The sequence below is a fragment of the Hymenobacter algoricola genome, assembly GCF_039539525.1.
In the GTDB taxonomy this organism is placed as follows: Bacteria; Bacteroidota; Bacteroidia; order Cytophagales; family Hymenobacteraceae; genus Hymenobacter; species Hymenobacter algoricola.
Map to the genome: position 1 here is coordinate 1 of NZ_BAABDH010000095.1, position 23,290 is coordinate 23,290.

Consider the following 23,290-nt stretch of genomic DNA (forward strand, 5'->3'; position numbering starts at 1 on the left):
ATTGCCGAAGTTGTGCGGGCGCTGCCGTGGAGTATTTGTCCCATAAGTGTGTACGAAATTCCAGCCCGGAAAATACACCATCTCTCCCTGGGACTATACACCTAGTCAGGGGAGTCTTCCGAACAAAAACGAGGGTTGGTCGTTGCCTTTGGATGGGAAGACCAATCACACCTTTCGTCCTGTCGTCGGCTGACCGCCTGACAATTGAGGCCTTAACCCGCAAAGGCCGCCACGCCGGGCGCACGGTGCAACGTGGTCGGATGCTGTTGCGGCTGGCCAACGGGGTCAGCGGCTACACCGTGGCCGCCGAGATGGGCTGCTGCGTGCAGACCGTGTATCAGGTGCGCCGCCGCTATGCCGAGCAGGGGCTGGCCACGGCGCTCGGCGAGGCCCCACGCAGCAGCGGCCCCCAGCGCTTCGACGGGGCGACCCGCGCTGCGCTCACGGCCCTGGCCTGCACGCCGGCCCCTGTCGGGCATAGCCGCTGGACCCTGCGCCTGTTGGCCGACAAAGCCGTCGAGCTGTGCCTGGTGGAAACCATTTCGCATGAAACGGTGGGGCAGGTGCTCAAAAAAACGAGCTACAGCCCCAGCGCCAGCAGCACTGGTGCTGGGGCGAAGTGAACGCCGCTTTCCTGGCCCGCATGGAAGACGTGCTGGCTGTCTACGAGCGGGCTTACGACCCGCAATTTCCCGTCGTCTGCTTCGATGAGCGGCCCTGTGTGCTTCACGCTCAGCCCGTCGAGCCACTGCCACCCGTGCCAGCACAACCCGCCCAGGGCGAGCAGCCAGCTAAACCGGGCCGCCTCCGGCGCGAAAGCAGCACCTATGTGCGCCAGGGGACGGCCTGTTTACTGGCCGCTTTTGAACCAGGAACCGGCCAGCGCCTGGTCGAGGTTTCCGCCCGCCGGACCGGGGCCGACTACTGCCGTTTTATGCAGCGCCTGGCGGCGGCCTACCCGCAGGCCGCGAAAATCGTGTTGGTTCAGGACAACCTGAACACCTACACCGATGCCGTCTTTTACCAGCATCTGCCCGCCGCGCAGGCCCGCGCCCTCGCGGCCCGCTTCGAGGTCCATTACACGCCCAAAAATGCCTCCTGGCTCAATATGGTCGAACTCGAACTCTCGGCCATTGCCCGCCAGTGCCTGCACCAGCGCATCCCTACGCAGGACGAACTGATCGCCCACGTCGACGCCTGTGTGGCGGAACGGAACGCCCGATGCGCCACCGTCAATTGGCAATTCTCGCTCGACAAGGCCCGGGAGAAGCTCACCCGCCACTACCAAAAAGTTTGTGCAGATAATTCCCTTGACTAAGCACTAGATCACCTCACTTTTGGAGAGATTGTACCATGGCAGCCAGCTATAACGTTCTATGAACGCTCGTTTGCAACATGTAAAAGGCAGTACCTTGCGGGTGTTGTTAACTGGGCCACACCCGGTAAGGCGATGCGTACTGTAGAAGGATGCCTGCTTAATGCAACTTCGTTACTTTTGCGCTTGCTAACCGTGTGTTGCCTTGCCCACGGGCAGGTGCTATCCAACGCCACTTACCCAAACCGCATGCCTGCCACCGACCGCCTTTCGCAATCCCTGACCCGGCACGGCCTGCGTCAAACCGCAGTGCGGCGGGCCGTGCTGCAGGTCCTGGCCGAGTCGCCCTACGCGCTGTCTGGTGGCGAAATTGAGCAGCAGCTTCCGCCCGACACTGACCGCATCACGCTGTACCGTACGCTGAAATCATTCGAGGAAAGCGGCCTGATTCACCGCGTTATCGACACGAGTGACGTGGTGCGCTACGCGGCCTGCTCCATTGAATGCAGTGCCGACGCGCACTTTGACAATCACGTGCACTTCAAGTGCACCAACTGCCTGCACATCTACTGCCTCAACCAGGTAACCATTCCGGCCGTGACGTTACCCGCCAAATTCGAGGCCCTTACGCGGGACTACCTCCTCGGGGGCGTGTGCCGCGAGTGCCAGCCGGCCTAGGCCCGCCCCTTTCTTAGCCCGTTTAACCAAAACGCTCTGCAGCACGGCCTGGGAGCGGCTTTTGGGTTGCGTCCGATTTTAGCAACTTCGTTGCGCTTTAATTACAATTACAATACTTTTTTCAGCATCTAATGCCACTTATTAGTCCTAATGCTAATTTTTTCATTCTCACTTACATGCATCTTTGTTGCATGTAAAGAATTCTTGATTAGCTTTGGGCGTTGTTGCAACGACAAGGCGTCGCCGAAAACCTTGGACCGAGTAGGCAAACCACCCCGTGTTCCTTACCACCATGAAAAAAGTACAGCTGAATACCCGCCAGGCCCTCATTGCCCGCATCCTGACCCAGAAAGCCCTGGCCCCGGCCGGCTCGGCGCATTGCAGCGGCAGCACCCACTGCACGGTGGGTCTGTAAACAGGTAAAAAAGCGGGCCGCAGTCGTGCGCGGCCGCGGCCCGCTTTTTTTAACGCCCTGCCATGAGCACGCCGCTACTTGCTTCCCTGCTGGCTTACGAGGAACCCGACATCGTTTCCCGCTTCACCGACCTGCTGGCGGTGGACGAGGACGAAGCCCGGGACATTTTTCAGGAAACCAAGAAGTTTCTGTACCTGAGCCAGCACCACCCGGCCTTTATTCCCGACGACCTGCTCATCCTCGACGAGATGTGGCACAACTTCATCCTGTTCACCCCCCTCTACCACACCTTCTGCCAGACGCACTTTCGGCAGTACCTGCACCATTTACCGGCCACCCGGCAGGAAAAAGCCCAGCAGGCCCGCTTGCGAACCGAACAGCCTGAGCAGAGCCGGCAGCACTACCTGACCCGTCTGGAGGCGCTGCTGGAAGCCACCTACGACCACCTGGGCGAAGAAACCGTGCGCAAGTGGTTTGAGGTTTATCCCGAGCGCTACAGCAAAGCGCAGCTGCTGGCCCTGCGCAAGGCATGAGCATCTTTCCCCGGCGCACCCGGCGCGGCACCCAGGTCACCATCCACTGGAATTTCAACACGTCCCGGCTTACCCAGGCGCACATCATGCCCTACGTGCGCATCGGCGTGCGGGGCCCGGACGGGCAGCTGACCCTGCTCTACGACGGCCACCTGCTGGCCCTGCCCGGCCCGCCGCCCACGGCCGCAGCCGCCGACGTAGCCGCCCAGCACCTGCCCAAGAGCGTGCCCCTGTTGGTGCTGGCCAGCTACCTGAGCGGGCGGCACCCCCGCACCAAGCTGGTCGAAATGCTCGAAGGCATGCACACCGGCCGGCACTACTACTTCCCGTTTGCGGTGGCGGCCGATGCGCCCCTGGGCCGCTACACGCTGGTGTCGGAGCTATACGTGGACGGCCGGGTGCAGCACTCCGGCACGGCCGCCGAGGACTTTTTCTTCGTGGAAGAGCTGCACCTGGCCCCGGCCACGCGCGCCCCGGCGGGCGGCCGGACGGCCCAGCTCACCAACCCCGGCCCCGAGCCGGTGCCCGTGCGGCTGGTGGACTACCAGCCCGGACAAGCGCCCAGCACGGCCAGCTCGGTGCAGGAAGTGCCCGCGCAGGGTACGCTGACGCTGCATACCGGGGCGGCGCAGGCTTTTGCGCTCTACTGCGAGGAACGGGAAGTACTGCCCCTGACCGAAGCGGCCGACCCGGTTTTTCTGCGCAATCAGCTGCTGCTGGCCTGGGACAAGCCGGTGGACGGCGAACCCATCACCTTCGTGCTGGCCGGCGAAGGCGACGAGGCCTACGAGCTGAGCGGGCCCACCCGGGCCGTCTGGCAGCGGGCCGATGGGCTGAGCGGGCGCACCGAGCTGGTGGGGCCGGAGCTGCAGGCCGCCTACCAGGACTTGCTTGACGCGGGCCTGATTCTGGAGCTGCCGCGGACGTTAAGTTGTCAAGTATTGGTTGTCAGTTGTTAGCCATTTAATAAACAGTTGACTAACAACTGACAACGAGCAACTGACAATCCGTTTACTTCTGCTCGACTACTTAACCAGCCCCTGCGGTGCGCCCCTCCACCCACGCTTTTCTGCACGACAACCTGTGGCACCTGTTGCGCCGCCTCGCGCCGCCGGGCATTGCGGGCATGCTCATCGTATCCGTCAACGTCCTGGTGGACGCCGTGCTGGTGGGCCGTTGGGTGGGGCCGGCCGCGCTGGCGGGCCTCACGCTGACGTTTCCGCTGACCCTCCTGGTTTCCAGCTTGGTAGGACTGCTCTCGGCGGGGGTGGCGTCGGTGGCCAGCCGCAGCCTGGGGGCCGACGACCCCGCCCGGCAGCGCGAGCTACTCAACGTGCTGCTCACGCTCAGCCTGCTGCTGGCGGGGGTGGTGGGCGGGAGCGGCTACTATTTTGCCCGTTCCTGGGTGCAGCTGCTGGGCGCTACCGGGGCCGTGCTCGACTACGGCACGGCCTACTATCAGACGCTGGTACTGAGCAGCTTTTTTACGCTCCTGGGCCTGAGCACGAGCGTACTCATCCGGGCCACGGGGCAGCTGCGCCAGGCCATGACGTTCTCGGCTGTGGCGGTACTGGCCAACCTGGTGCTGGCGGCCCTGCTGGTGCGGGGCCTGCACCTGGGGGTGCGCGGCGCGGCCCTGGGCACGGGCGGGGCAATGCTGCTCTACGCGGCCCTGAACCTGCAGCACCTACTGCGGGGGCGCACGGCGCTGGCCCTCGGCCCGCTGCGGCTGCGGCTGGAATGGCCCCTGACCCGCGAAATTCTGGCCATCGGCTCCTCGGCTTTTCTGATGCAGGCCACCCAGTTCGGCCGGCAGGTGCTGATTTTTAAGTCGGTAGCGCACTACGGCAGCGTGGCCGAGCTGGCGTTTTTCGGGGCTGTGTACCGGGTGTACAGCTTTTCCATGCTGCCCGTCTTTGGGGTGTTGCAGGCCCTGCAGCCCACCGTGGGCATCAACCACGGGGCCGGCCAGCACCGGCGCAGCCAACAGGCCGTGCGCGTGTTCCGGCTCGGTGGCATTGGCCTGCTGCTGTGTATCAGCCTGCCGTCGCTGCTGTTTCCCGCACATATTCTGAGCCTGCTGCTGCCGGCCACCGCGTTTGCGGCCGCCGACCTGGCCCGCTTCCGCCTCCTGATGCTCGTGCTCCTGGGCACGCCCCTGGCTTCCACGGGCTACGTGTACTTCCAGGCCACGGGGCAGGCCCGCCTGGCCACGGCGCTGGCGGTGGGCCGGGAGACCCTGTTTGTGCCGTTGCTGCTGCTGCTGCCGCGCTGGTGGGGGGTAGAAGGCATTTACTACGGGCTGGCCGCCGAGAATGTCGGATACGCCAGCCTGGTGCTGCTGGTCACCACCTGGTCGTTTCGCCGGGCGGCAAAACCCGTCCTAGAGCGCAGGCATGCGTAAGCGCAAGCAGTGGGGCGTCCGTGGCAGCTCCCCGTTGCCAGCCGCTTCGCCGGCAATCTGCGACGCACCTTTGTAGTTCATATGCAATGTTGTTGCATATAAGCCCGGGCTGATTACCTTTGGGCTCTTCATTAATGGAAGGTGAATGCAACGTTTGCGTAGCAGATTGGGAGTGTGGTGGCTATTGCTGCTGTTAGGGCGCGTGATGGCCCCCGAAGCGGCCGTGCTGAGCCTGCACGCCCATCACCACACCCTGGAAGTCGCGCACCGGCCAGCCGTGCGCCCGGCCCACCACCCAGAAGCCGAAGTTTCGCCCCAGCACCGGCACTGCCACGTCGAGCAGCTCTACGACGTGGCCTTTCAGCCGGCGCTGCCGCCCCTCGTGCCCCAGCCGTGGGTAAGCCCCGCCTACCCCGCCTACCACCAGGCCACTGCGGTATGCCCGGCCCGGCACTTGCTGCCCGGGGCCGCCCTACGCGGCCCGCCCGTAGGCTAGCCCGACGTGGCACGTCGGGCTCCTGACGAGTCGCGCCAGCCGGCGCGGCCCCTCGTCACGGCCGGGGCAGCGTGCCACGCTGCCCCGGCGGACCCTACTTTTTCATGCCTTATCATTTTTCGCGGGCTGCCTGTCAAGCAGGGGGTTGGCGCTGGGCTCTGCTGGTAGCGGCGGGCCTGTGGCAACTGCCCGCTCATGGGCAGGACGCGGCCGGGACCAGCCCCCCGCCAGCGGCCCAGGCTGCCTGCGCGCTGCCGCTGACTGTGCGCGTAACCGACCACGAAACCGGTCAGCCCCTGCCCGGCGCCACGGTGCGCCTGCTCGAAACCGGGGAGGGAGCCGCCGCCGACGCCGCCGGCAACTGCCGGTTGCAAGCCTGTCCGGGGACCTACCGCGTGGAAGTGCGCCTCGTGGGCTACCGCTCCGAAACCGGGCGGGTGCAGCTGCGCGCCGGCCAGCCCGGGCGGCTGGAACTGGCTTTGCGGGCCACGGCCCAGGAGCTGACCGCCGTGCAGGTGGAGGGCCAGTCAGAAGCAACGACGTTGCAGCGTAGCGCGCAGGCCGTGGCCGTGCTCGACGTGCGGCCCTACTACGGGCAGGCTTTCGGGCTGACGGAGCTGGTGAACCGGGTGCCGGGCGTGCGCATTCGCCAGGACGGCGGGCTGGGCAGCAACGCCAACCTCTCGCTGAACGGGCTGGGCGGCAAGCAGGTGCGCGTGTTTCTGGACGGCATTCCGCTGGAATTCTACGGCCGGGGGCTGGGCCTGAACGTGCTGCCAGTGAGCCTGCTGGAGCGCGTGGACGTGTACCGCGGCGTGACGCCCGTGAGCCTGGGGGCCGACGCGCTGGGCGGGGCCCTGAACGTAGTGACGCGCCGCGAGCAATTCTCCTACCTCGATGCCAGCTACGAGCATAGTTTTTTCAACACCCACAAAGCAGCCCTGAACGGGCGCTACGTGTTGCCGGCCAGCGGCTTTTACGTGGCCGGCAATGGCTTTTATAACCACGCCGACAACGATTATAAGGTGCAGGCCGAGGTCATCAACCCGGTGGGTACGCCGGTAAAGCAGACGGTGCGGCGCTTCCACGACCAGTTCGGCAGCTACCTCGGCCGGGCCGAAATCGGCTGGCAGGACCGGCCCTGGGCCGACAAGCTGGCCCTGACCGGGTTCGGGGCCGGGCTCGACAAGCAGCTGCAACACAACGTGCAGATGCTGCAAGCCTACGGCGCGGCCCGCTACGCCGAAACCAGCGCCGGGGCCGCGCTCAGCTACCAGAAAACGGCCCTGCGGCCGGGCCTCGACGTGCGGGCCTACGCCGGCTACACCCGCGTGCGGGGGGCGCTGACCGACACGAGCCGCAACATCTACAACTGGGATGGCCGCATCACGGAGCGGCGGTCCGTCAGCTCGGGCGAGATTGTGGGCATCGGCAGCCTGCTCGCGCTGACTTCGCACACCGGCGTGGCCCGGCTGAACGCCACCCAGGCGCTGGGGGCCGGCCGCCGGCTGGTGGCCAACGTGCTGGGCAGCTCCTTCCGGCGGGCGGGCGACGACGCCATCATCGCCGCGCGGCAGGAGCGCGACTACGCCCGCGACGCGACCACGCTGCGCAAGCTGGTGGCCGGCCTGGCCTACGAGCACGACTGGGCCGACGGGCGCTGGGGCAGCAGCACGGCCGTGAAGTATTTCGGCTACCAGTCCGATGGCTTCGGCAAGCAGAACAGCGGCCTGTACCTCGAAACCCGGCAGGCCCGGCAGTGGCTGGGGGCCAACCAGCTGCTGCGCTGGCAGCCCGCGCCGGCTTGGGTGCTGAAAGGCAGCTACGAGTACGCCGCCCGCCTGCCCGACGAATACGAGCTGTTCGGCGACGGCGTGCTGGTGCGCGCCAACCCGGCCCTGCAAGCCGAAACCAGCCACAACGCCAACCTGGAGGTGCGCTACGCCCGCCCCACATGGAGCGCCGAGGTGGGCGGCTTTCTGCGGGCGGCCGACAACGTGATTTACCAGCCGCCGTCCATCCGCGACACCCAAAACCAGAACCTGCTGAAGGCCAGCACGCTGGGGGCCGAAGCGGCGGTGCGCTACGCGCCGGTGCCGCTGCTCAGCCTGGCCCTGAACGCCACTTACCAGGACGTGCGCAGTCGCACGCCGCTGGGCCAGAGCGGGGCCGCCGACGCTCGGTATTTCAACGCCCGGATGCCCAACCTGCCCTATTTCTTCGGCAACGCCGAGGTGCAGCTCAGCCGGGCCAACGTGGGCGGGGCGGGCCGCCGCCTCAGCGGGTGGTACCAGGCCAGCTACGTGCAGGCCTTCTACCTGTATTGGGCCACCGACGGGTTTGCGGCCACCAAGGCCACCATCCCGAGCCAGCTGGTGCAGCACGTGGGCCTGAGCTATGCCCTGGCCGGCGAGCGGCTCACCCTCAGCGCCGAAGTCCACAACCTGGCCGACGCCCCGGCCTACGACAACTTCAACGTGCAGCGCCCCGGCCGCTCCGGCCACCTGAAGCTGCGCGCTTTTCTGCGCAAAAGCAGCTAGCCGTTGAGCCTGATTTCAACACTCCTCAAAAAAGCATTTCCCATTTTTTCTTACCCATTTCAACCGCATGAACACGTTTAATCTGCAAAGCCGGCTCCTGACCGGCGCACTGGCCGCCGCCACGCTCCTGCTCGGGGCCTGCGACAAAAACAAGACCGACGAGACCAAGCCCGCCGTGGTTACTAACTACGCCGTGAGCACCGTGGGCGGGGCTTTTCCCAGCCAGACCACCTACATCCAGGGCCTGACGGACCTGAACGCGGCCACGCTCGACACTAAAAACGCGACGGAGCAGGCCAGCTTCGCCGCCATGTGGCACTACAAGCAGGCGTTGTACATGTCGAAATTCAGCGCCCCGGCCACGCTCACCAAATACACCTTCGACCCCGCCACGGGTCGGCCCGTGGAGGCCGGCCGGCTGGTGGTGCCGGGAGCCAATACCTTCTCCGACGTGCAGTTCATCAGCGAAACCGAAGCCTACGCCTCGGTGGGCGGGGGCCTGGCCCGGCTGGTAAAATTCAATCCCACCACCTTTGTGACGACGGGCGAGGTGGACTTGGCCAAGCTGCAGAAGACGGGGGCCCGCCGCGTGTATTACCTGGGCTCGATGGTTCGCGACACCAAGCTGTTTTGGGGCGTGTACTACGAAACCGCCTCGTTTGCGACGCTGACCGACTCCGCCCACGTGGCCGTGATTGACCTGCCCACCGGCAAGCTGGAAAAAGTCATCGCCGACCCGCGCACGGGCACCGTGTTTTCGTCGGGGGCTATCGAGTGCTTCAGTAAGGATGCCAACGGCGACATCTACGTGCAGGGCGACGGCACGCCCCGCGTACCGAGCGGCGTGCTACGCATCAAGGCCGGCGAAACCCGCTTCGACCCCACGTATTTCTTCGACCTGAAAGCCGCCACCGGCAAAGACTGCAAGGGCCTCTACCACTTCGGCAACGGCCTGGCCTTCACCACCCGCATCGAAGACCCCACGGACTCGTACGAATTCAACGGCCCGAATTACCGCTTCTACAAGGTGGATTTGAACGCCAAAACTTCCGGCGGCGCGCTGCCCGGCCTGCCGCTGATTTTCGGCTCGCAGTCCTCGCTGATGCGCAAGTTTGATGCGGAAAACATCCTGTTCAGCGTGAATACCAAAACGCAGAACAGCATCTACCAATACAAGCTCAGCGACGGCACCATCAGCAAGAAAATGGACGTACCGGGCTTGCTCACGGGCTTGGCGAAGCTGAACTAGCCATGCTCGAAGCCCGCGACCTGACCAAGCGCTACGGCGACTTCACGGCCCTGCACCCGCTCAACCTGACGGTGCGCCCCGGTGACATTTACTGCCTGCTCGGGGCCAACGGGGCCGGCAAGAGCACGACCATTAACCTGTTTCTGGACTTCATCGAGCCCAGCGGCGGGGCGGCTTTCATCAACGGCCTGGCCGTGCGCGCGCACGGCCAGGCCACGAAGCAGCAGCTGGCCTACATCCCCGAGAACCTGATGCTCTACCCGGATTTGACGGGGCTGGAAAACCTGGATTTCTTCTGTGGCCTGGCCGGCAAAACCCACCCGAAAGCCGAGCTGATGGCCCTGCTGCACGAGGCCGGGTTGCCCGACGACTTTGCCCGGCGGCGGGTGTCATCGTACTCGAAAGGGATGCGCCAGAAAGTGGGCATTGCCCTGGCCGTGGCCAAAGACGCGAAAGTGCTGCTGCTCGACGAGCCCACCTCGGGCCTCGACCCCAAGGCCAGCAACGAATTCTCGGCCCTGCTGCTGCGCCTGCGCGAGCGGGGCGTAGCCACGCTCATGGCCACCCACGACCTGTTCCGGGCCCGCGACACGGGCACCCATATCGGCATCATGAAAGAGGGCCAGCTGCTCGAATCTTTCGGGGCCAGCAGTGTGGACTACAACGAGTTGGAGGAGCTGTATTTGCAGCACATGCACGCGTGATTTTTCATTATTGAAACGTCATGCTCATCTGGCGTCCGCGCAGCCGAAGCATCTCGCGTGGGGTAGTAAACCCTATTGATTGGTTTAGTGCTGCACGCGAGATGCTTCGGCTGCGCTCAGCATGACGTTCTTTTTATCCGCATTTAATATGCTCTCTCGCATCATTGGCAAGGAAGTCCGGGCGGCCATCCGCAACCGGCAGGTGCTGCTTTTCGGGCTGGTGGTGGCGGGGCTGCTGCTGGCGGCCAGCGCGGTGGGCTACGTGAGCTTCGACCGGCAGCGCGCCCAGATGGCGCGGGCCCAGGCCGAGCGCCGGGCCGAGTGGCTGGGCCAGGGCGAAAAGCACCCGCACATCGCCACGCACTTCGGCACGTTCGTGTTCAAACCCAAAACCGGCCTGAGCTTTTTCGACTACGGGCTGGAAGCCTACACGGGCACGTCGGTGTACCTGGAGGCGCACTACCAGCACGAGTTCATGTTCCGGCCGGCCCAGGACTACTCGGCCCTGATTCGGTTCGGGGAGCTGTCGGGGGCGCTGGTGCTGCAGGTGCTGCTGCCGCTGCTCATCATCTTCCTGTGCTTCGGGGCCTTTACGCAGGAGAAGGAAAGCGGCACGCTGCGGCTGGCGCTGAGCCAGGGCGTGAGCCGGCGGCAGCTGGCCTGGGGCAAGGTGCTGGCGTACTACGGCATCGTGCTGGCCCTGCTGGTGCCCACGCTGGCGGTGGCGTTGGGCGGGGCGTTCTGGCAGGCGGGCCTGCCCTGGACCGGCGACCTGGCCCGGCGGCTGGCGCTGCTGGCCGGGGGATACGCGGGCTACTTTTTCGGGTTCGTGTGTCTGGGCGTGCTGGTGTCGGCCTGGGCCACTTCTTCGCGCAACGCCCTGCTGGCCCTGCTCACAGTCTGGATAGGCTTCGTCATCATTCTGCCCAAAACGGCCGCCGCACTGGGCGACAACCTGTACGCGCTGCCCTCCATGCAGGCCTACCAGCAGGGCATCAGCCGCGACATGGACCACGGCCTGCCCGGCGACACGACCAAGGCCGGCCGCAGCGCCCGGCTGACGCGCGCCTACCTGACCCGCTACCGCGTGGACTCGGCGCAGCAGCTGCCGCTGAACGTGGAATGGGTGACGGCTCAGGCCGGCGAGGATTATCTGGACCGCGTGCAAGCCCTGCACCGCGACACGTTGCGCCAGACCCTGGAGCGCCAGAACCGCCTGAGCACCTACGCCAGCTTCGCCGACCCCTACCTGGCCCTGCGCAACCTGAGCATGGCCCTGACCGGCACCGACCTCTACGCCAGCCTCGACTTTCAGCGCCAGGCCGGGGCCTACCGGCTGGGCCTCATCCGCACCCTGCACGCCGACGCGGCGCAAAACTCGAAATACGGTCAGTTCTACGAGTACCACCCCGGCCGCGCCCTCTGGACTTCCGTCCCCGACTTCAAGTACCAGCTGCCCGCCGTGGGGCCGGCGCTCCGGCCTTACGGACTGGAAGTCGCCGCCCTGCTGCTGTGGGTGCTGGGGCTGCCGCTGGCCTTGCATTTCTCCGTCAACCGCTTTCCGCTGTGACCCCACCCCCGGCCCCTCCCCTCCGGGGGAGGGGTGCCAGACGTCAGAACGCACCCCTCTCCCGGAGGGGAGGGGCCGGGGGTGGGGTCCCACATGAGCCTGAAATCCGCTCTAGGTCGCTTGCATGAAAACACGCTACAAACCAACAACTAAGCACCAAACCTATGCTCTCGTTGATTATTCGCTACGAATGGCGGCGCTTCCGGCGCAACCGGCTGCAGGTCGGGCTGCTGGCGGTGCTGGCCCTGTTCGGGCTGTACGCCATTTACTACGGGCAGCGGCAGATGGCCGGGCAGCGGGCGGCCATAGCGCAGGTGCGGCAAGCCGAGCAAACCGAGTTTGCCGGCTACCGCGCCGCGGCCGTGGCCGACCCGGCCAAACGCAGTGAGAAGGACGCCTACGAGGAGGCCACGCAGCCCATTTACGCCTGGCACCGGCACGGGTACGCGGCCACCGCACCGCCCGCGCCCCTGGCCGCGCTCGTGGTGGGCCAGCGCGACCTGAACCCCGGCGCCTACCGCCTCACCGGCATGGGCCTGTATTACCAACTGTTTCAGAATGAGCTGGCCAACCCCCAGAAGCTACTGGTGGGCAACTTCGACCTGGCGTTTGTGCTGGTGTACCTGCTGCCGCTGTTCATCATCGTGCTCAGCTACGGGCTGCTCTCGGCCGACCGCGAAAACGGGGTGCTGCCCCTGCTGCACGTGCAGGCGGCCTCGGTGCGGCGCCTGCTGCTGGGCAAGCTGCTCTTCGGCTTCGGGCTGGTGGCGGGGCTGGCCGGGGCGCTGTCCGTGGTGGGTTTCGTAGTAGCGGGGGCCGGGCGGGAAACCAGTCTGGCCGTGCTGGGGCTGTGGCTGCTGACTGTGCTGGCGTACTGCGCGTTCTGGTTCGCGCTGGTCTGGCTGATTGTGAGCTTCAACCGCAACTCGGCCGTGAATGCGCTGACGGCCGTGGGGCTGTGGCTGCTGTTTCTGCTGGTGGTGCCCAGCGTACTCAGCGCCGCGCTGGCCGTGGTGCGGCCCGTGGACAGCTCGCAGCTGGCCACGCTGGTGCGCCGCGCCGCCATGGACAACGAAGACAGCGAGCCGGCGGTGCGCGCCGTGATACGCCAGTACCTGCGCCAGCACCCCGGCCTGGCCCCGCCCGGCGACACGCTGTTTCAGCCCAACCTGGCACCCAAGGGCTACGCGGCGCACTTCCAGCTCACGGCCCAGCGCCAGAAGCCGCTGGTAGACGAGTACCTGCGCGCCATTGCCGCCCGCGAAACGCTGGCCGCCCGCTTCAGCCTGCTCAACCCGGCCGTGAACACCCAGAACCTGCTCAGCCAACTGGCCGGCACCGACCTGCCCAGCTACCTGCGTTTTTTCAACTCCCTGCCCGCCTTCCACCGCCAGATTGTGGGTTTCTACTTCCCGCGCCTGTTTCGCAACCAGCCCCTGACGGCGGCCGACTACGCGGCCCGGCCCACCTTTCAGGCCCCGGTCCCCACCGGCGCGGGCGTGGCGGCGGGCCTGCTGGAGTTGCTGGGGGCCGCGGCCGTGCTCTTCGCCCTCGGCTACGCGAACCTGCCCAGCCGGCTCCGGAGCTAAGCCTCATTTCCTGTCTACGCCAACGCTACCCATGTCTCACTTTTTGGTTTCCCGGCTTTCGGGCGTGTTGCTGATGGGTGGCGGGCTGCTGGCCCACAGCGCCCACGCCCAGGAAATTTTCGCGCCGCCCGCCACCCCGCCCGTGGTGCGGGCCGTGCGCGCCGCCGGACCCGTTACCGTGGACGGCCGCCTCGACGAAGCCGCCTGGCGTGCCGCGCCGGTGCTGAAAAACTTCCGGCAGGTGGAGCCCCAACAAGGCCAGCCGGCCCGCCCCGACACCTACGTGCGCATCGTCTTCGATGAGCGCAACCTGTACATCGGGGCGTTCTGCCCCGATTCATTGGGCCGCGCCGGCGTGCGCGCCCCCGACATGCGCCGCGACTTCGGCTACTTCGACCAGGACTTGTTCGGCGTCGCCTTCGATGCCTTCCGCACCCAGCGCAACGCCACGGCCTTCCAGACCAATCCCTACGGGGCTCAGCGCGATTTGCAGGTGTTCGACGACAACCTCTACGACCGGGAATGGGACGCTTTGTGGAAGGTGCGCACCACCCGCACCGATTCGGGCTGGGTGGCCGAAATGCAGCTGCCCTGGGCCACGCTGCGCTACCCCGGCGGCGGCAAAAAGAACGCCGCCGCGGATTCTGCGGGCTGGTTCGTGAACTTCAACCGCATTGCCCGCCGCCAGAACCAGATTTCGGGCTACCCCGGCTACCCGCGCGCCTACACCACCTACCGCATGGGCTACGTGGCCGAGCTGCGCGGCCTGCAGCCGCCGCCGGCTTCGGCCAACATTCGCGTGGCCCCCTACACCGTGGTGCAGCAGGACCGCCGCCGCGACGGCCCCGACCAGCCCACTGCCATTGACACGAAAGTGAAAGTGGGCGGCGACGTGAAGTGGGCCCTCAACCCCCACGCCGTGCTCGACCTGACCCTGAATACCGATTTCGCCCAGGCCGATGCCGACCGGCAGGTCATCAATCTGCGCCGCTTCAACGTGTTCTTCCCCGAGCGGCGGCAGTTTTTCCTGGAAAACGCGGCCTTGTTCGCACCCAGCACGCCGCTGTTTCAGCCCTTCTTTTCGCGCACCATCGGCCTCGGCGACAACGGCCTGCCGCTGCCCCTCACCGGCGGGGCGCGCTACACCGACCGCACCGTGGGCCGCGGCATCGGCGGGCTCTACGTGCGCCAGCAGCAGGACGACTTCGCCGGGGGCCAGAACCCGGCCCACTTCGGCGTGGGGCGCTTCCTCAAAAACTACGGCCGGCAAAACAACGTGGGCCTGCTGGTAACCTCGCGCTACGACGAGGCCGGGGAGGGCCGCGCCTACGGCCAGAACACCACCGTGTCGGTGAACGGCCTCGTCCGGCCCAGCCAGCCGCTCACCCTCAGTTACATGCTCTCCACGTCGCTTACGCGCGGGAGTGGCGGCGAAGGCGTGGCCGGGCACGTGGGCGCGAGCTACAGCACCAATCAGTACTACGTTGGCACCCAGCACTCGCTCATCACCGAGCGGTATTTGCCCGTCATGGGCTTCGTGGCCCGCCAAAACCTGATTTACCACAACCCCAGCGGCTACCTTATCTGGCGGCCCAGCTGGAAGCCCAAATTCATTCGCTCCATCGAGCCGGGCTTCGACGTGCAGGTGTACCAGGGCGCGTCCGACCGCCGGTTTCAGGAAGGGCTGGCCCGCCTCTACCCGCTGTTTCTGGTGTTCCAGAGCGGGGCCAGGCTGGTGGGGCTCTACGAGCTGAACCGCCAGCATTTGCCCGTGGACTTCAACCCGGTGGGCATTCTCATTGCCAAGGGCCAGTACACCTACCACCGGGGCGAGCTGAGCTACAACACCGACCTCTCGCGCAAGGTGTCGCTGAGCGCCTTCGGGGCCACGGGCGGCTACTTCAACGGCCGCCTGCACACCGCCTCGGGAACCCTGCGCTACTCGCCCTCGGCCCACGCCGCCCTGAGCGTGCAAGGGGAGTATAACACGCTGCGCGGCGTGGGCATCGAGCGAGAAAACCAGGACGCCTGGCTGCTCGGCCCCGAAGCCCGCCTATCGCTCAACCCCCGCGTGCAGCTCACGGCCTTCTACCAGTACAGCTCGGCCGCCCGCCTGGCCCGCTGGAACGTGCGCGCCAGCTGGGAATTTCAGCCCCTAAGCTACGTCTACCTGGTCTTCAACGAGCTGGACAACAGCCGGCTGGATTCGCGCCAGCAGCAAACAATCGGCAAGGTGAGCTACATCAAACAGTTTTAATTCCTACGCGCCATGCCTTCACTTTTGGCAGTTGAATTTATCATCGTCGGCGGCTCCTACGCCGGCCTGAGCGCGGCAATGGCCCTGGGCCGGGCCCGCTGCCGGGTGGTGGTGCTCGACGCTGGCGAGCCACGCAACCGCACCACGCCCCATGCCCACAACCTGCTGCTGCACGACGGCGACGCGCCCGCCGAGCTGGCCGCCCGCGCCCGCCAGCAAGTAGCGGCCTACCCCACGGTGCAGCTGCTCCCGGCCCGGGCCACCGGCGCGGAGCAGCTTGCGGACGGCACCTTCCGAGTGACTACCGCGGCGCACGGCGCGTTTGCAGCGCCCACGCTGCTGCTGGCCACCGGCATGCGCGACGAGCTGCCGCCCCTGCCGGGCTTTGCCGACTGCTGGGGCACCTCCATCATTCATTGCCCCTACTGCCACGGCTACGAGGTGGCCGACCAGCCCACGGGCCTGTGGATGAACGGCGAAATGGTGGCCCACATGGTGGCCATGCTGCTCAACTGGACCCGCGAGCTGACGGTGTTCACCAACGGCCCGGCCACGTTCGGGGCCGACGTGCGGGCGCTGCTGGCCCGGCACGGCGTGGGCCTGGAAGAAACGCCCGTGGACGCCCTGCTGCACACCGGCGCGCAGCTCAACGGCCTGGGCCTGGCCGATGGCCGCGCCCGCCCTCTGCGGGTACTTTACGCCAAAGTGCCCTGGCACCAGGGCTCTGAGCTGCCCGCGCAGCTGGGCTGCGCGCTGGATGACATGGGCCTGCTGCGCGTGGACGAGCAGAATCAGACCACCGTGCCCGGCGTGTACGCCCTGGGTGATAATTGTACGATGATGCACCAGCTGGCCAACGCCATTGGGGTGGGTAACCGTGTGGGCGGCACGCTGAGCCGCAACCTGATTCTGGGGCGCACCCTGCCGGTACCGGCCTGAGCGGCCCCCGCCCGGAACGAATGCCGCCGGCGGCCCCGGCTCCTGCCCACTTCCCTCCCACTGCTTCGCCATGCCAATCAACGCCATTCCTTCGCCCGCGCCGCGCCGCCTGTCCGTCACCGTCCTCAACGGATTTTCGGGGGCCGGCAAAACCACGCTGCTCAACCACCTGCTGCACGAGCGGAAGGAGCTGAACGTGGCCGTCATTGTCAGCGACCAACGCCCGGCGGCGGCCACCGAAGCGGCGGGCACCCTCTCGCGCACCGAGGAAAAGGTGGTGCGCCTGGCCACCGCGGCCGGCAGCCACGAGCTGCGGGCCGACCTGCTGCTCGAAGCCGGCCGGCTGGCCCGCGAACCGGGCTTTGATTACCTGCTGGTGGAGAATCCGGGCCTGGCCGCGCTCAAACCCGTCGTGCGCACCTTTGCGCTGGGCCACCCCGCCTACGGCCTCGACCTGCCCCAGCGCACCCGCCTCGACGCCCTGGTGACGGTGGTGGACGCCGCCCGGTTTCTGCCCGACTTTCGCGCCCCCGCCGACCTGCCCGCGGCAGTGGACGTTGGGTTTCCCGCCGGCAGCCCGCCCCTGCGCGCGCGCGCCGAGGTGCTGGTTGAACAAGTGGAGCAGGCCAACGTGCTGGTCCTCAACAAAACCGACCAGGTAAGCCCCGAGGCCCTGCGGCCGTTGCGGGCGCTGCTGCACCACCTCAACCCCGGCGCCCGCCTCGTGGAGGCCTCGTTCGGGCGGGTGGACCCGGCCGAGCTGCTGGACACGGGCTTGTTCGGGCCGGCGGCCGCAGAGACTGTGCCGCCCCCGGCGCACGGTATCAGTAGCACCCGCTTCCGCGACGAGCGCCCGTTTCACCCCGAGCGGCTGTGGGCGTTTGTGCGCGGGCAGTGGCCGGCCGGGCTGCTGCGTTCCCAGGGCTTGTTCTGGCTGGCGTCGCGCCCCGACGAGGTGCTGCGCTGGGACCAGGCCGGGCCCTCCTGGCAGACCGGGCCGGTGGGCAGCTGGTGGGCCGCCGTGCCCGACCGGGACTGCAACCCGGCCTTCCGGCGCGACGAGCTGGCGTTGCTCGCCCGCTGGCACCCGCAGTTTCAGGACCGGGTGAACACGCTGCGCTTCGTGGGCCAGGACCTGGACAACACTCAGCTACGGGCCGACCTCGAAAGCTGCCTGTGCACCCCGCTGGAAATCGGCCGCTGGCGGCGCGGCAGCCTGTTCCCGGACCCGTGGCCCCGTCCGTAAAGCGCGGGGCCGGCGACGGCCCCGCGGCCACCCGGGCACGCCTTCACCCCCCGACGCCCAAAGAGGAGCTGGTGCTGCTGGCCTTGCGCAGCTACGCCGTGCGCCCCACGCGGGTGCGGCGGGCCGTGCTGGCGGTGCTGCTGCGCTCCCCCTTTGCCTTGTCCGGAGCCGAAATTGAGCAGCCGCTGCGGCCCCTGTCCGACCGCATTACGCTCTACCGCACCCTGTGCACGTTCGAGCAGGCGGCCCTCATCCACCGCGTCGTCGACCACGCCGACACCGTGCGCTACGCCGCGTGCCCCAACTCCACGGCCCGGGTGGCCGCCACCGACCACGTGCATTTCAAGTGCACGGCCTGCCGCCACATCTACTGTCTGAGCCAGGTGCCGGTGCCCGCCGTGGCGCTGCCCGGCCCCTACCGGTGGAGCGCGGCGACTACCTGCTCTCGGGCACCTGCGCCCGGTGCCAAGGGGAGTAAGGGGGCCTCTCAGAAAACAAAAAAAATAGCACGTTAAGGAATTTGACCGAAAGGGTGGTACAAAACTCAATCCGTCGGCTGGCGGGCGGTGGCTTTCCGATGACTATGAATGACGACACCCCGGTGGCGCAGGTATTTGTAGAGCGTCACCTTGGAGATGTGCAGGCGCTGGGCAATCTCATTCACCCCAAGTTTTTGCTCGCGGTAGAGCGTATCGGCCACGATGGCCGTGCGCTCGGCTTCTTCCGATAGCCCGCGCCGGCGGCCACCCACCCGGCCCCGTGCCCGCGCCGCAGCCAAGCCGGCATAGGTTCGCTCGCGAATCAGCTCCCGCTCAAATTCGGTCAGAGAGGCGAACAGGTTAAACACGAGCCTGCCCTGCGCCGAGGTGGTGTTGATGGCGTCAGTGAGCGAGACCAGGCCCACGCCGCGAAACTCCAATTCCGCCATCATATCGAGCAAATGCTTTAGGGAACGGCCCAGCCGGTCGAGCTTATAAATGCAGACTGTGTCACCGGGACGCAGCCCGACCAGCATGCGGTCTAGCTCAGGTCGCGCTTTGGTGGCCCCGTTCAGCATCATGGCCGGGTAAATCACCAGCGCCGCCTCGTGACCATTGACGTGCCGCCCGTCCACGAACTTCAGCATCAGGGGCGTGGTGTTTGCCTCGCTCAGGCGGGTGATGCTATAGAGCTGACCAGGGCAGACGATATTTTCCGCGCTTACACTGCCGGACCGACCGCCCCGGCGCGGTTTCTGACCCTGGTGCAGCTGGTTTTTGCCGATTGAGGCTTCCTGAGCAAGTGCTTGGTCCAAGCCGCCCCACCAACTTTTTCAAGTTGTCTTTAGGCTCCCGGTACGGGTACGAGCTCCATTTCCGGATACCTCACCGGGGCAGTGGCGGCAGTTACGAATATGTAGTCTGGCCGTGATACTTCCGTGAGATGCAAAGACGAACTTCGTTTCGTTCATCACTTAGCTCCTTCTGCTCATGAAAAACCGCACTTCCCTCCTCTTGCTGGCGACCCTGCTGGCCGCCCCGGCCCTGCTGGCTTCCTGCTCCGACAATGAGAACGAACCGGCTCCCCAGTCGCCGACCACAAGCACCGTTACGCCCAACGGCAACGTGAGTACGCTTAAAACCGGCACCATCACGCCCCAGAACGGAACCCCGACCACGGGTATGCTCACCATCGTGCGCGACGCCAATAACCGCGAGTTCGTGCAGCTGGCCGATGACTTCAAATCGGACTTCCATACGGGCACCGTTACAATTTACCTGGCCAAAGCCACCACCAACATCGGCGTCCAGCGCAGGGCCGATGCCGGCAGCGTGAAGGTGGTGGGCCTCGTTAACAAGAACGGCAAGCAGGTTTTTTTGATTGACCGCGGTCTGGAAGCTTTCTCTACCGTGGTGTTCTACTGTGAAACGGCCGCCATTAACTTCGGGGCGGCCCCGCTGCAGTAATGCGGGCGGCCGCCCGCACCGGGTTGGGGGTGCTTACTGCCGGCTGGCTGCTGGGCGCGGCCCTGCCCGCCCGCGCCGGGGGCGGCTGGATACGGCCCGCGGGCGGGGCCTACGCTAAAATAGGGCTCACGAGCGTGAACACCACCCGCTACTACACCCTTTCCGGCGAAGCCTTAACCACCAACCGCTTCAGCCAGCAGGTGGCCAGTCTCTACGCCGAAGTTGGCCTGGGCCACCACCTGGAGGCCATCGTGAACTTCCCGGCCTACCGGCGGGCCAAGTTCAGCGCTTCCACGGCCACCCAGGGCATTGGCGATGCCCAGCTGGGGCTGCGCTACGGGGTGCTGCGCGGGGCCTGGCCGCTGGCCCTGAGCGTAGCTGCCGAGCTGCCTACCGGCAACCCCAAGGCCCGCGGCACGAACACCGGCAACTCGCAGCTGGAAATAGCCCTGCCCACCGGCGACGGCGAGTTCAATGTCTGGACCCGCGCGGCACTGTCGCACAGCTTCTCCCCCAAGGTGTATGCCACTTTGGAAGCGGGCTATAACGCCCGCACCGAGGGCTTTACCAACCAGTACAGCTACGGCGGGCAGGTGGGCTACCTACTGGGCAAAGCCTGGCTGACGGGCACGGTGCGCACCCTGGCCAACGTGTGCGCGCCCCGGCCCGGCCGCCTGGCCAGCATCGGCATCGGCGAGGGCGTGGCCTACTCCACGGCCGCGCTGGGGGCCAACTACGCCGCCACCGACCACCTCTGGCTGACCGCCGACTGGGCCACCGGCTTCGGCAAGCTGCGCAACGTGTACGCCGGCAGCCAGTTCACGGTGGGCGTGGCCTGGGAGTGGAAATAAGTAGTTGGCTGTTAGTCATCAGCTGACAGCTCCACATAAAAACCCTACCTTCCGCCATGCCCACCAAACGCGCCCTTATCGTGGAGGACGACGCCGACATTGCCGCGCTGGTGGCGGTAAATCTGCGCGACATCGACTGCGGCGCGACGGTGGCCGTGAATGGCCTCGACGGCCTGCGCCAGGCCACGGAAGGGCAATTTGACGTCATTATTCTCGACATTATGCTGCCCGGCCTAAGCGGCATTGAGGTGTGCCGCCGCATCCGGGAGCAGCGCGTGCGCACGCCCATTCTGATGCTCACCAGCAAGGCCGAGGAAATTGATAAAGTGCTGGCCCTGGACCTGGGAGCCGACGACTACCTGACCAAGCCGTTTAGCGTGCGCGAGCTGCTGGCCCGGGTGAAAGCCCGCCTGCGCCGCTCGGCCCCCGACAAGGAGCCCGGCTTTGCGGGGGCCGTCGAGCCGTCGCACTTCCGCTGCGGGGCGCTGGAGCTGGACACCGAGCAGCACCGCGTGAGCGTGGGGGGCCAGCCGGTGGAGCTGACGGCCAAGGAATTCGCGCTGCTGGCCCAATTCATGCGCCACCCCGGCCGCACGTATTCGCGCACCCAATTGCTCGACCAGGTGTGGGGCTACTCCTACTCGGGCTACGAGCACACGGTGAATTCGCACATCAACCGCCTGCGCCTCAAGATTGAGCCCGACCCCGCCCAACCCACCTACTTGCTGACCGTGTGGGGCGTAGGCTACAAGCTAACCGACGCGCCCGGATGCTGAGCTGGCCCCGCCCCCGAAGCCTGCAGCTGCGCCTCTCGCTGCTGTTCGTGGGCCTGCTGGTGGCCGTGAGCGGCGTGTACCTGCTGCTGCTCTCGCGCAGCGCCGACGACTACCTGGCCGAGGACATGCAGCGGCGCAACCTGGCCCTGGCCGCATCGGTGGCGAAGGTGCTCAGCATCGACTCGGCGACCAACGAAATTCCGGCCGCCGCCATTGCCGAAACCTTCCACGCGGCCATGGTCATCAACCCCAACATCAAGCTTTACCTCCTCGGGCTCGATGGGCACCTGCTGGCTACCTCCGCCCAGCCCAATGAAATACGGGCGCAAACGGTGGCAATGGCCCCCGTGCGGGCGCTGCTGAGCGGCGGCCAGCCGCTGCCCCTCTACGGCACGGACCCGCGCCACCCCGGGCAGCCCCGGCCTTTTTCAGTGGCCCCGCTGCACAACGCCGGGGGCGCGTTGCACTGCTACCTCTACATCACCCTCGGCGGCCCGGCAGCCGCTTCTTCTGAGCCGGCCGCGCTGCGCCGGAGCCACCTGCTGGACGTGCTACTGCGCACGCTGCTGGTGGCCGGCGTGGGGGTGCTGGTGGTGGGGCTGGTGCTGATTTCGCTGCTCACCCGCGACTTGCAGCGGCTGGTGGCTACCGTGCGCCGCCTGCAAACCGGCGACTATTCGGCGCGGGCCACCGGCATCGGAGCCAACAACGAGCTGGGCGAGCTGGCCGCCGCCTTCAACGACATGTCGGCCCGCACCGAACAGGCGCTGAACGAACTGCGCACCACCGATGCGCTGCGCCGCGAGCTGGTGGCCAACATCTCCCACGATTTGCGCACGCCGCTGGCCAGCATCGAGGGCTACACCGAAACCGTACTGCTGCGGCGGCACCTGCTGAGTCCGGCCGAGCAGCAGCAGTACCTGGAAACCATTCTTAAAAACACCCACCGCCTCAAGCGTCTGATAACCGAGCTGTTTGAACTCTCAAAGCTCGAAGCCCAGCAGACCGTGCCCCAGCCCGAGCCTTTTTCGCTCCCCGAGCTGGTGCACGACGTGGTGCAGCAGCTGGAGCCCGCCGCCCGGGCCTGCGCCGTCACGCTGCGGGCCGAGCCCACTCCCGCCGCCCTGCCCTTCGCCTACGCCGACGTGGGCCTGCTGGAGCGGGTGCTGCAAAACCTGCTCGACAACGCGCTGCGCTACACCCCCGCCGGCGGCCAGGTGTGCGTGCACGTGGCCCCCGCCGCCGGCCGCCTGGCCCTGCAAGTGCGCGACACCGGGCCGGGCATCGCACCGCCCGACCTGCCCCACCTCTTCGACCGGTTCTACCGCACCGACCAGGTGCGCCGCAAGTCGCGGGGTGGGTCGGGCCTGGGCCTGGCCATTGCCCGCAAAATCGTGGAGCTGCACGGCGGCGAGCTAACCGTGAGCAGCACGGTGGGCCAGGGGGCGTGCTTTGTTTTTTCGGTGCCGATGTACGTGCCCTGAACGGCCAGAGCAGCCCCGCCGGCCGCTGGCAACTTGCGGGGGGATTTTCGCCGCTGGCAGCTTCTGTGCATCCACGCAAAGGTGGCCTTGGTTAAAAGTTTGGTACAGAAGTTAAGTGAGCACCTGTCAAACAGGGCAGCCACACGATAAAATTGGTTCTTTGGTCCGAGAGGCAAATTTGGGTTTATGGCATGCTTAGAGGGTGTTTGGGAATTGGACTTGAAGTAAACAGAAACGAGTCAGTAAGTTGCGGCGGGAGTTCCTAGGCTTCCGGACACATTATGGTTGACAGCTCTCA

At 66.4% G+C, this 23,290-nt stretch carries 22 protein-coding genes; 21 read left to right on the forward strand and 1 reads right to left on the reverse strand.

Annotation, left to right across the window (positions count from 1 at the left end; genetic code table 11):
* The first annotated feature begins 152 nt into the window (after positions 1–152).
* The 17 genes from ABD842_RS14715 (at position 153) to ABD842_RS14795 (ending at position 18,450) form a co-directional block, all read left to right on the forward strand.
* On the forward strand, positions 153–623 hold the full coding sequence (locus tag ABD842_RS14715; protein ID WP_345115437.1) for a helix-turn-helix domain-containing protein: 471 nt from the start codon (positions 153–155) through the stop codon (positions 621–623).
* The gene (locus tag ABD842_RS14720) at positions 620–1,318 is read left to right on the forward strand and encodes an IS630 family transposase (protein ID WP_345115440.1); all 699 of its coding nucleotides are present in this window, start codon (positions 620–622) and stop codon (positions 1,316–1,318) included. The genes ABD842_RS14715 and ABD842_RS14720 overlap by 4 nt, the downstream gene beginning before the upstream one ends.
* A gap of 246 nt (positions 1,319–1,564) precedes the next feature.
* Positions 1,565–1,993 (forward strand): Fur family transcriptional regulator, encoded by a 429-nt coding sequence (locus ABD842_RS14725; RefSeq protein ID WP_345115443.1) that lies wholly within the window; start codon positions 1,565–1,567, stop codon positions 1,991–1,993.
* 292 nt (positions 1,994–2,285) lie between these two features.
* Positions 2,286–2,408, forward strand: a complete 123-nt coding sequence (locus ABD842_RS14730; protein ID WP_345115445.1) for a hypothetical protein — start codon at positions 2,286–2,288, stop codon at positions 2,406–2,408.
* Between the two features lie 62 nt (positions 2,409–2,470).
* Positions 2,471–2,941, forward strand: a complete 471-nt coding sequence (locus ABD842_RS14735) for a glycine-rich domain-containing protein (protein ID WP_345115448.1) — start codon at positions 2,471–2,473, stop codon at positions 2,939–2,941.
* The gene (locus tag ABD842_RS14740; RefSeq protein WP_345115451.1) at positions 2,938–3,900 is read left to right on the forward strand and encodes a hypothetical protein; all 963 of its coding nucleotides are present in this window, start codon (positions 2,938–2,940) and stop codon (positions 3,898–3,900) included. The genes ABD842_RS14735 and ABD842_RS14740 overlap by 4 nt, the downstream gene beginning before the upstream one ends.
* 86 nt (positions 3,901–3,986) lie before the next feature.
* A complete protein-coding gene (locus ABD842_RS14745; protein WP_345115453.1) occupies positions 3,987–5,345 on the forward strand; it encodes an MATE family efflux transporter in 1,359 nt (452 codons plus the stop codon).
* A gap of 145 nt (positions 5,346–5,490) precedes the next feature.
* Complete coding sequence (locus ABD842_RS14750; protein WP_345115456.1) at positions 5,491–5,841, forward strand: hypothetical protein; 351 nt, start codon at positions 5,491–5,493, stop codon at positions 5,839–5,841.
* Between the two features lie 104 nt (positions 5,842–5,945).
* Positions 5,946–8,381: a TonB-dependent receptor domain-containing protein gene (locus ABD842_RS14755; protein ID WP_345115459.1), complete on the forward strand. Its 2,436-nt coding sequence runs from the start codon at positions 5,946–5,948 to the stop codon at positions 8,379–8,381.
* Between the two features lie 67 nt (positions 8,382–8,448).
* A complete protein-coding gene (locus tag ABD842_RS14760) occupies positions 8,449–9,630 on the forward strand; it encodes a DUF4374 domain-containing protein (RefSeq protein ID WP_345115462.1) in 1,182 nt (393 codons plus the stop codon).
* A 2-nt stretch (positions 9,631–9,632) separates the two neighbouring features.
* Entirely contained in the window at positions 9,633–10,334 is a 702-nt protein-coding gene (locus ABD842_RS14765) for an ABC transporter ATP-binding protein (protein ID WP_345115464.1), read from the forward strand.
* A gap of 148 nt (positions 10,335–10,482) precedes the next feature.
* Entirely contained in the window at positions 10,483–11,904 is a 1,422-nt protein-coding gene (locus ABD842_RS14770) for a DUF3526 domain-containing protein (protein ID WP_345115466.1), read from the forward strand.
* A gap of 164 nt (positions 11,905–12,068) precedes the next feature.
* A complete protein-coding gene (locus tag ABD842_RS14775; protein WP_345115469.1) occupies positions 12,069–13,493 on the forward strand; it encodes a DUF3526 domain-containing protein in 1,425 nt (474 codons plus the stop codon).
* Between the two features lie 31 nt (positions 13,494–13,524).
* Positions 13,525–15,750, forward strand: coding sequence for a carbohydrate binding family 9 domain-containing protein (locus ABD842_RS14780; RefSeq protein ID WP_345115471.1), 2,226 nt, complete (start codon positions 13,525–13,527; stop codon positions 15,748–15,750).
* A 12-nt stretch (positions 15,751–15,762) separates the two neighbouring features.
* Positions 15,763–16,689 (forward strand): NAD(P)/FAD-dependent oxidoreductase, encoded by a 927-nt coding sequence (locus ABD842_RS14785; protein WP_345115474.1) that lies wholly within the window; start codon positions 15,763–15,765, stop codon positions 16,687–16,689.
* Between the two features lie 70 nt (positions 16,690–16,759).
* Positions 16,760–17,935, forward strand: a complete 1,176-nt coding sequence (locus ABD842_RS14790) for a GTP-binding protein (protein ID WP_345115477.1) — start codon at positions 16,760–16,762, stop codon at positions 17,933–17,935.
* The gene (locus tag ABD842_RS14795; protein WP_345115479.1) at positions 17,920–18,450 is read left to right on the forward strand and encodes a Fur family transcriptional regulator; all 531 of its coding nucleotides are present in this window, start codon (positions 17,920–17,922) and stop codon (positions 18,448–18,450) included. The genes ABD842_RS14790 and ABD842_RS14795 overlap by 16 nt, the downstream gene beginning before the upstream one ends.
* A 29-nt stretch (positions 18,451–18,479) precedes the next feature.
* Here ABD842_RS14795 and ABD842_RS14800 read toward each other — a convergent pair whose 3' ends face one another.
* Complete coding sequence (locus ABD842_RS14800) at positions 18,480–19,229, reverse strand: recombinase family protein (RefSeq protein WP_345115482.1); 750 nt, start codon at positions 19,227–19,229, stop codon at positions 18,480–18,482.
* A gap of 175 nt (positions 19,230–19,404) precedes the next feature.
* On the opposite strand from ABD842_RS14800, the gene ABD842_RS14805 reads away from it, so the two are divergent.
* Genes ABD842_RS14805 through ABD842_RS14820 form a run of 4 tightly spaced genes read left to right on the forward strand, consistent with a single transcriptional unit; the run spans position 19,405 to position 22,992 of the window.
* The gene (locus ABD842_RS14805) at positions 19,405–19,881 is read left to right on the forward strand and encodes a DM13 domain-containing protein (protein ID WP_345115485.1); all 477 of its coding nucleotides are present in this window, start codon (positions 19,405–19,407) and stop codon (positions 19,879–19,881) included.
* Between the two features lie 29 nt (positions 19,882–19,910).
* On the forward strand, positions 19,911–20,732 hold the full coding sequence (locus ABD842_RS14810) for a hypothetical protein (RefSeq protein WP_345115488.1): 822 nt from the start codon (positions 19,911–19,913) through the stop codon (positions 20,730–20,732).
* A gap of 56 nt (positions 20,733–20,788) precedes the next feature.
* Complete coding sequence (locus ABD842_RS14815) at positions 20,789–21,508, forward strand: response regulator transcription factor (RefSeq protein WP_345115490.1); 720 nt, start codon at positions 20,789–20,791, stop codon at positions 21,506–21,508.
* Positions 21,502–22,992: a sensor histidine kinase gene (locus ABD842_RS14820; protein WP_345115492.1), complete on the forward strand. Its 1,491-nt coding sequence runs from the start codon at positions 21,502–21,504 to the stop codon at positions 22,990–22,992. The genes ABD842_RS14815 and ABD842_RS14820 overlap by 7 nt, the downstream gene beginning before the upstream one ends.
* The last annotated feature ends 298 nt before the right edge of the window (positions 22,993–23,290 follow it).

Bases quoted from the DNA above. Each gene is read 5' to 3' on its own strand.
- ABD842_RS14815 (WP_345115490.1), top strand. From the start codon at position 20,789: ATGCCCACCAAACGCGCCCTTATCGTGGAGGACGACGCCGACATTGCC.
- ABD842_RS14775 (WP_345115469.1), top strand. From the start codon at position 12,069: ATGCTCTCGTTGATTATTCGCTACGAATGGCGGCGCTTCCGGCGCAAC.
- ABD842_RS14730 (WP_345115445.1), top strand. From the start codon at position 2,286: ATGAAAAAAGTACAGCTGAATACCCGCCAGGCCCTCATTGCCCGCATC.
- ABD842_RS14715 (WP_345115437.1), top strand. From the start codon at position 153: ATGGGAAGACCAATCACACCTTTCGTCCTGTCGTCGGCTGACCGCCTG.
- ABD842_RS14805 (WP_345115485.1), top strand. From the start codon at position 19,405: ATGAAAAACCGCACTTCCCTCCTCTTGCTGGCGACCCTGCTGGCCGCC.
- ABD842_RS14760 (WP_345115462.1), top strand. From the start codon at position 8,449: ATGAACACGTTTAATCTGCAAAGCCGGCTCCTGACCGGCGCACTGGCC.
- ABD842_RS14740 (WP_345115451.1), top strand. From the start codon at position 2,938: ATGAGCATCTTTCCCCGGCGCACCCGGCGCGGCACCCAGGTCACCATC.
- ABD842_RS14765 (WP_345115464.1), top strand. From the start codon at position 9,633: ATGCTCGAAGCCCGCGACCTGACCAAGCGCTACGGCGACTTCACGGCC.
- ABD842_RS14735 (WP_345115448.1), top strand. From the start codon at position 2,471: ATGAGCACGCCGCTACTTGCTTCCCTGCTGGCTTACGAGGAACCCGAC.
- ABD842_RS14785 (WP_345115474.1), top strand. From the start codon at position 15,763: ATGCCTTCACTTTTGGCAGTTGAATTTATCATCGTCGGCGGCTCCTAC.
- ABD842_RS14755 (WP_345115459.1), top strand. From the start codon at position 5,946: ATGCCTTATCATTTTTCGCGGGCTGCCTGTCAAGCAGGGGGTTGGCGC.
- ABD842_RS14780 (WP_345115471.1), top strand. From the start codon at position 13,525: ATGTCTCACTTTTTGGTTTCCCGGCTTTCGGGCGTGTTGCTGATGGGT.
- ABD842_RS14750 (WP_345115456.1), top strand. From the start codon at position 5,491: ATGCAACGTTTGCGTAGCAGATTGGGAGTGTGGTGGCTATTGCTGCTG.
- ABD842_RS14770 (WP_345115466.1), top strand. From the start codon at position 10,483: ATGCTCTCTCGCATCATTGGCAAGGAAGTCCGGGCGGCCATCCGCAAC.
- ABD842_RS14725 (WP_345115443.1), top strand. From the start codon at position 1,565: ATGCCTGCCACCGACCGCCTTTCGCAATCCCTGACCCGGCACGGCCTG.
- ABD842_RS14820 (WP_345115492.1), top strand. From the start codon at position 21,502: ATGCTGAGCTGGCCCCGCCCCCGAAGCCTGCAGCTGCGCCTCTCGCTG.
- ABD842_RS14790 (WP_345115477.1), top strand. From the start codon at position 16,760: ATGCCAATCAACGCCATTCCTTCGCCCGCGCCGCGCCGCCTGTCCGTC.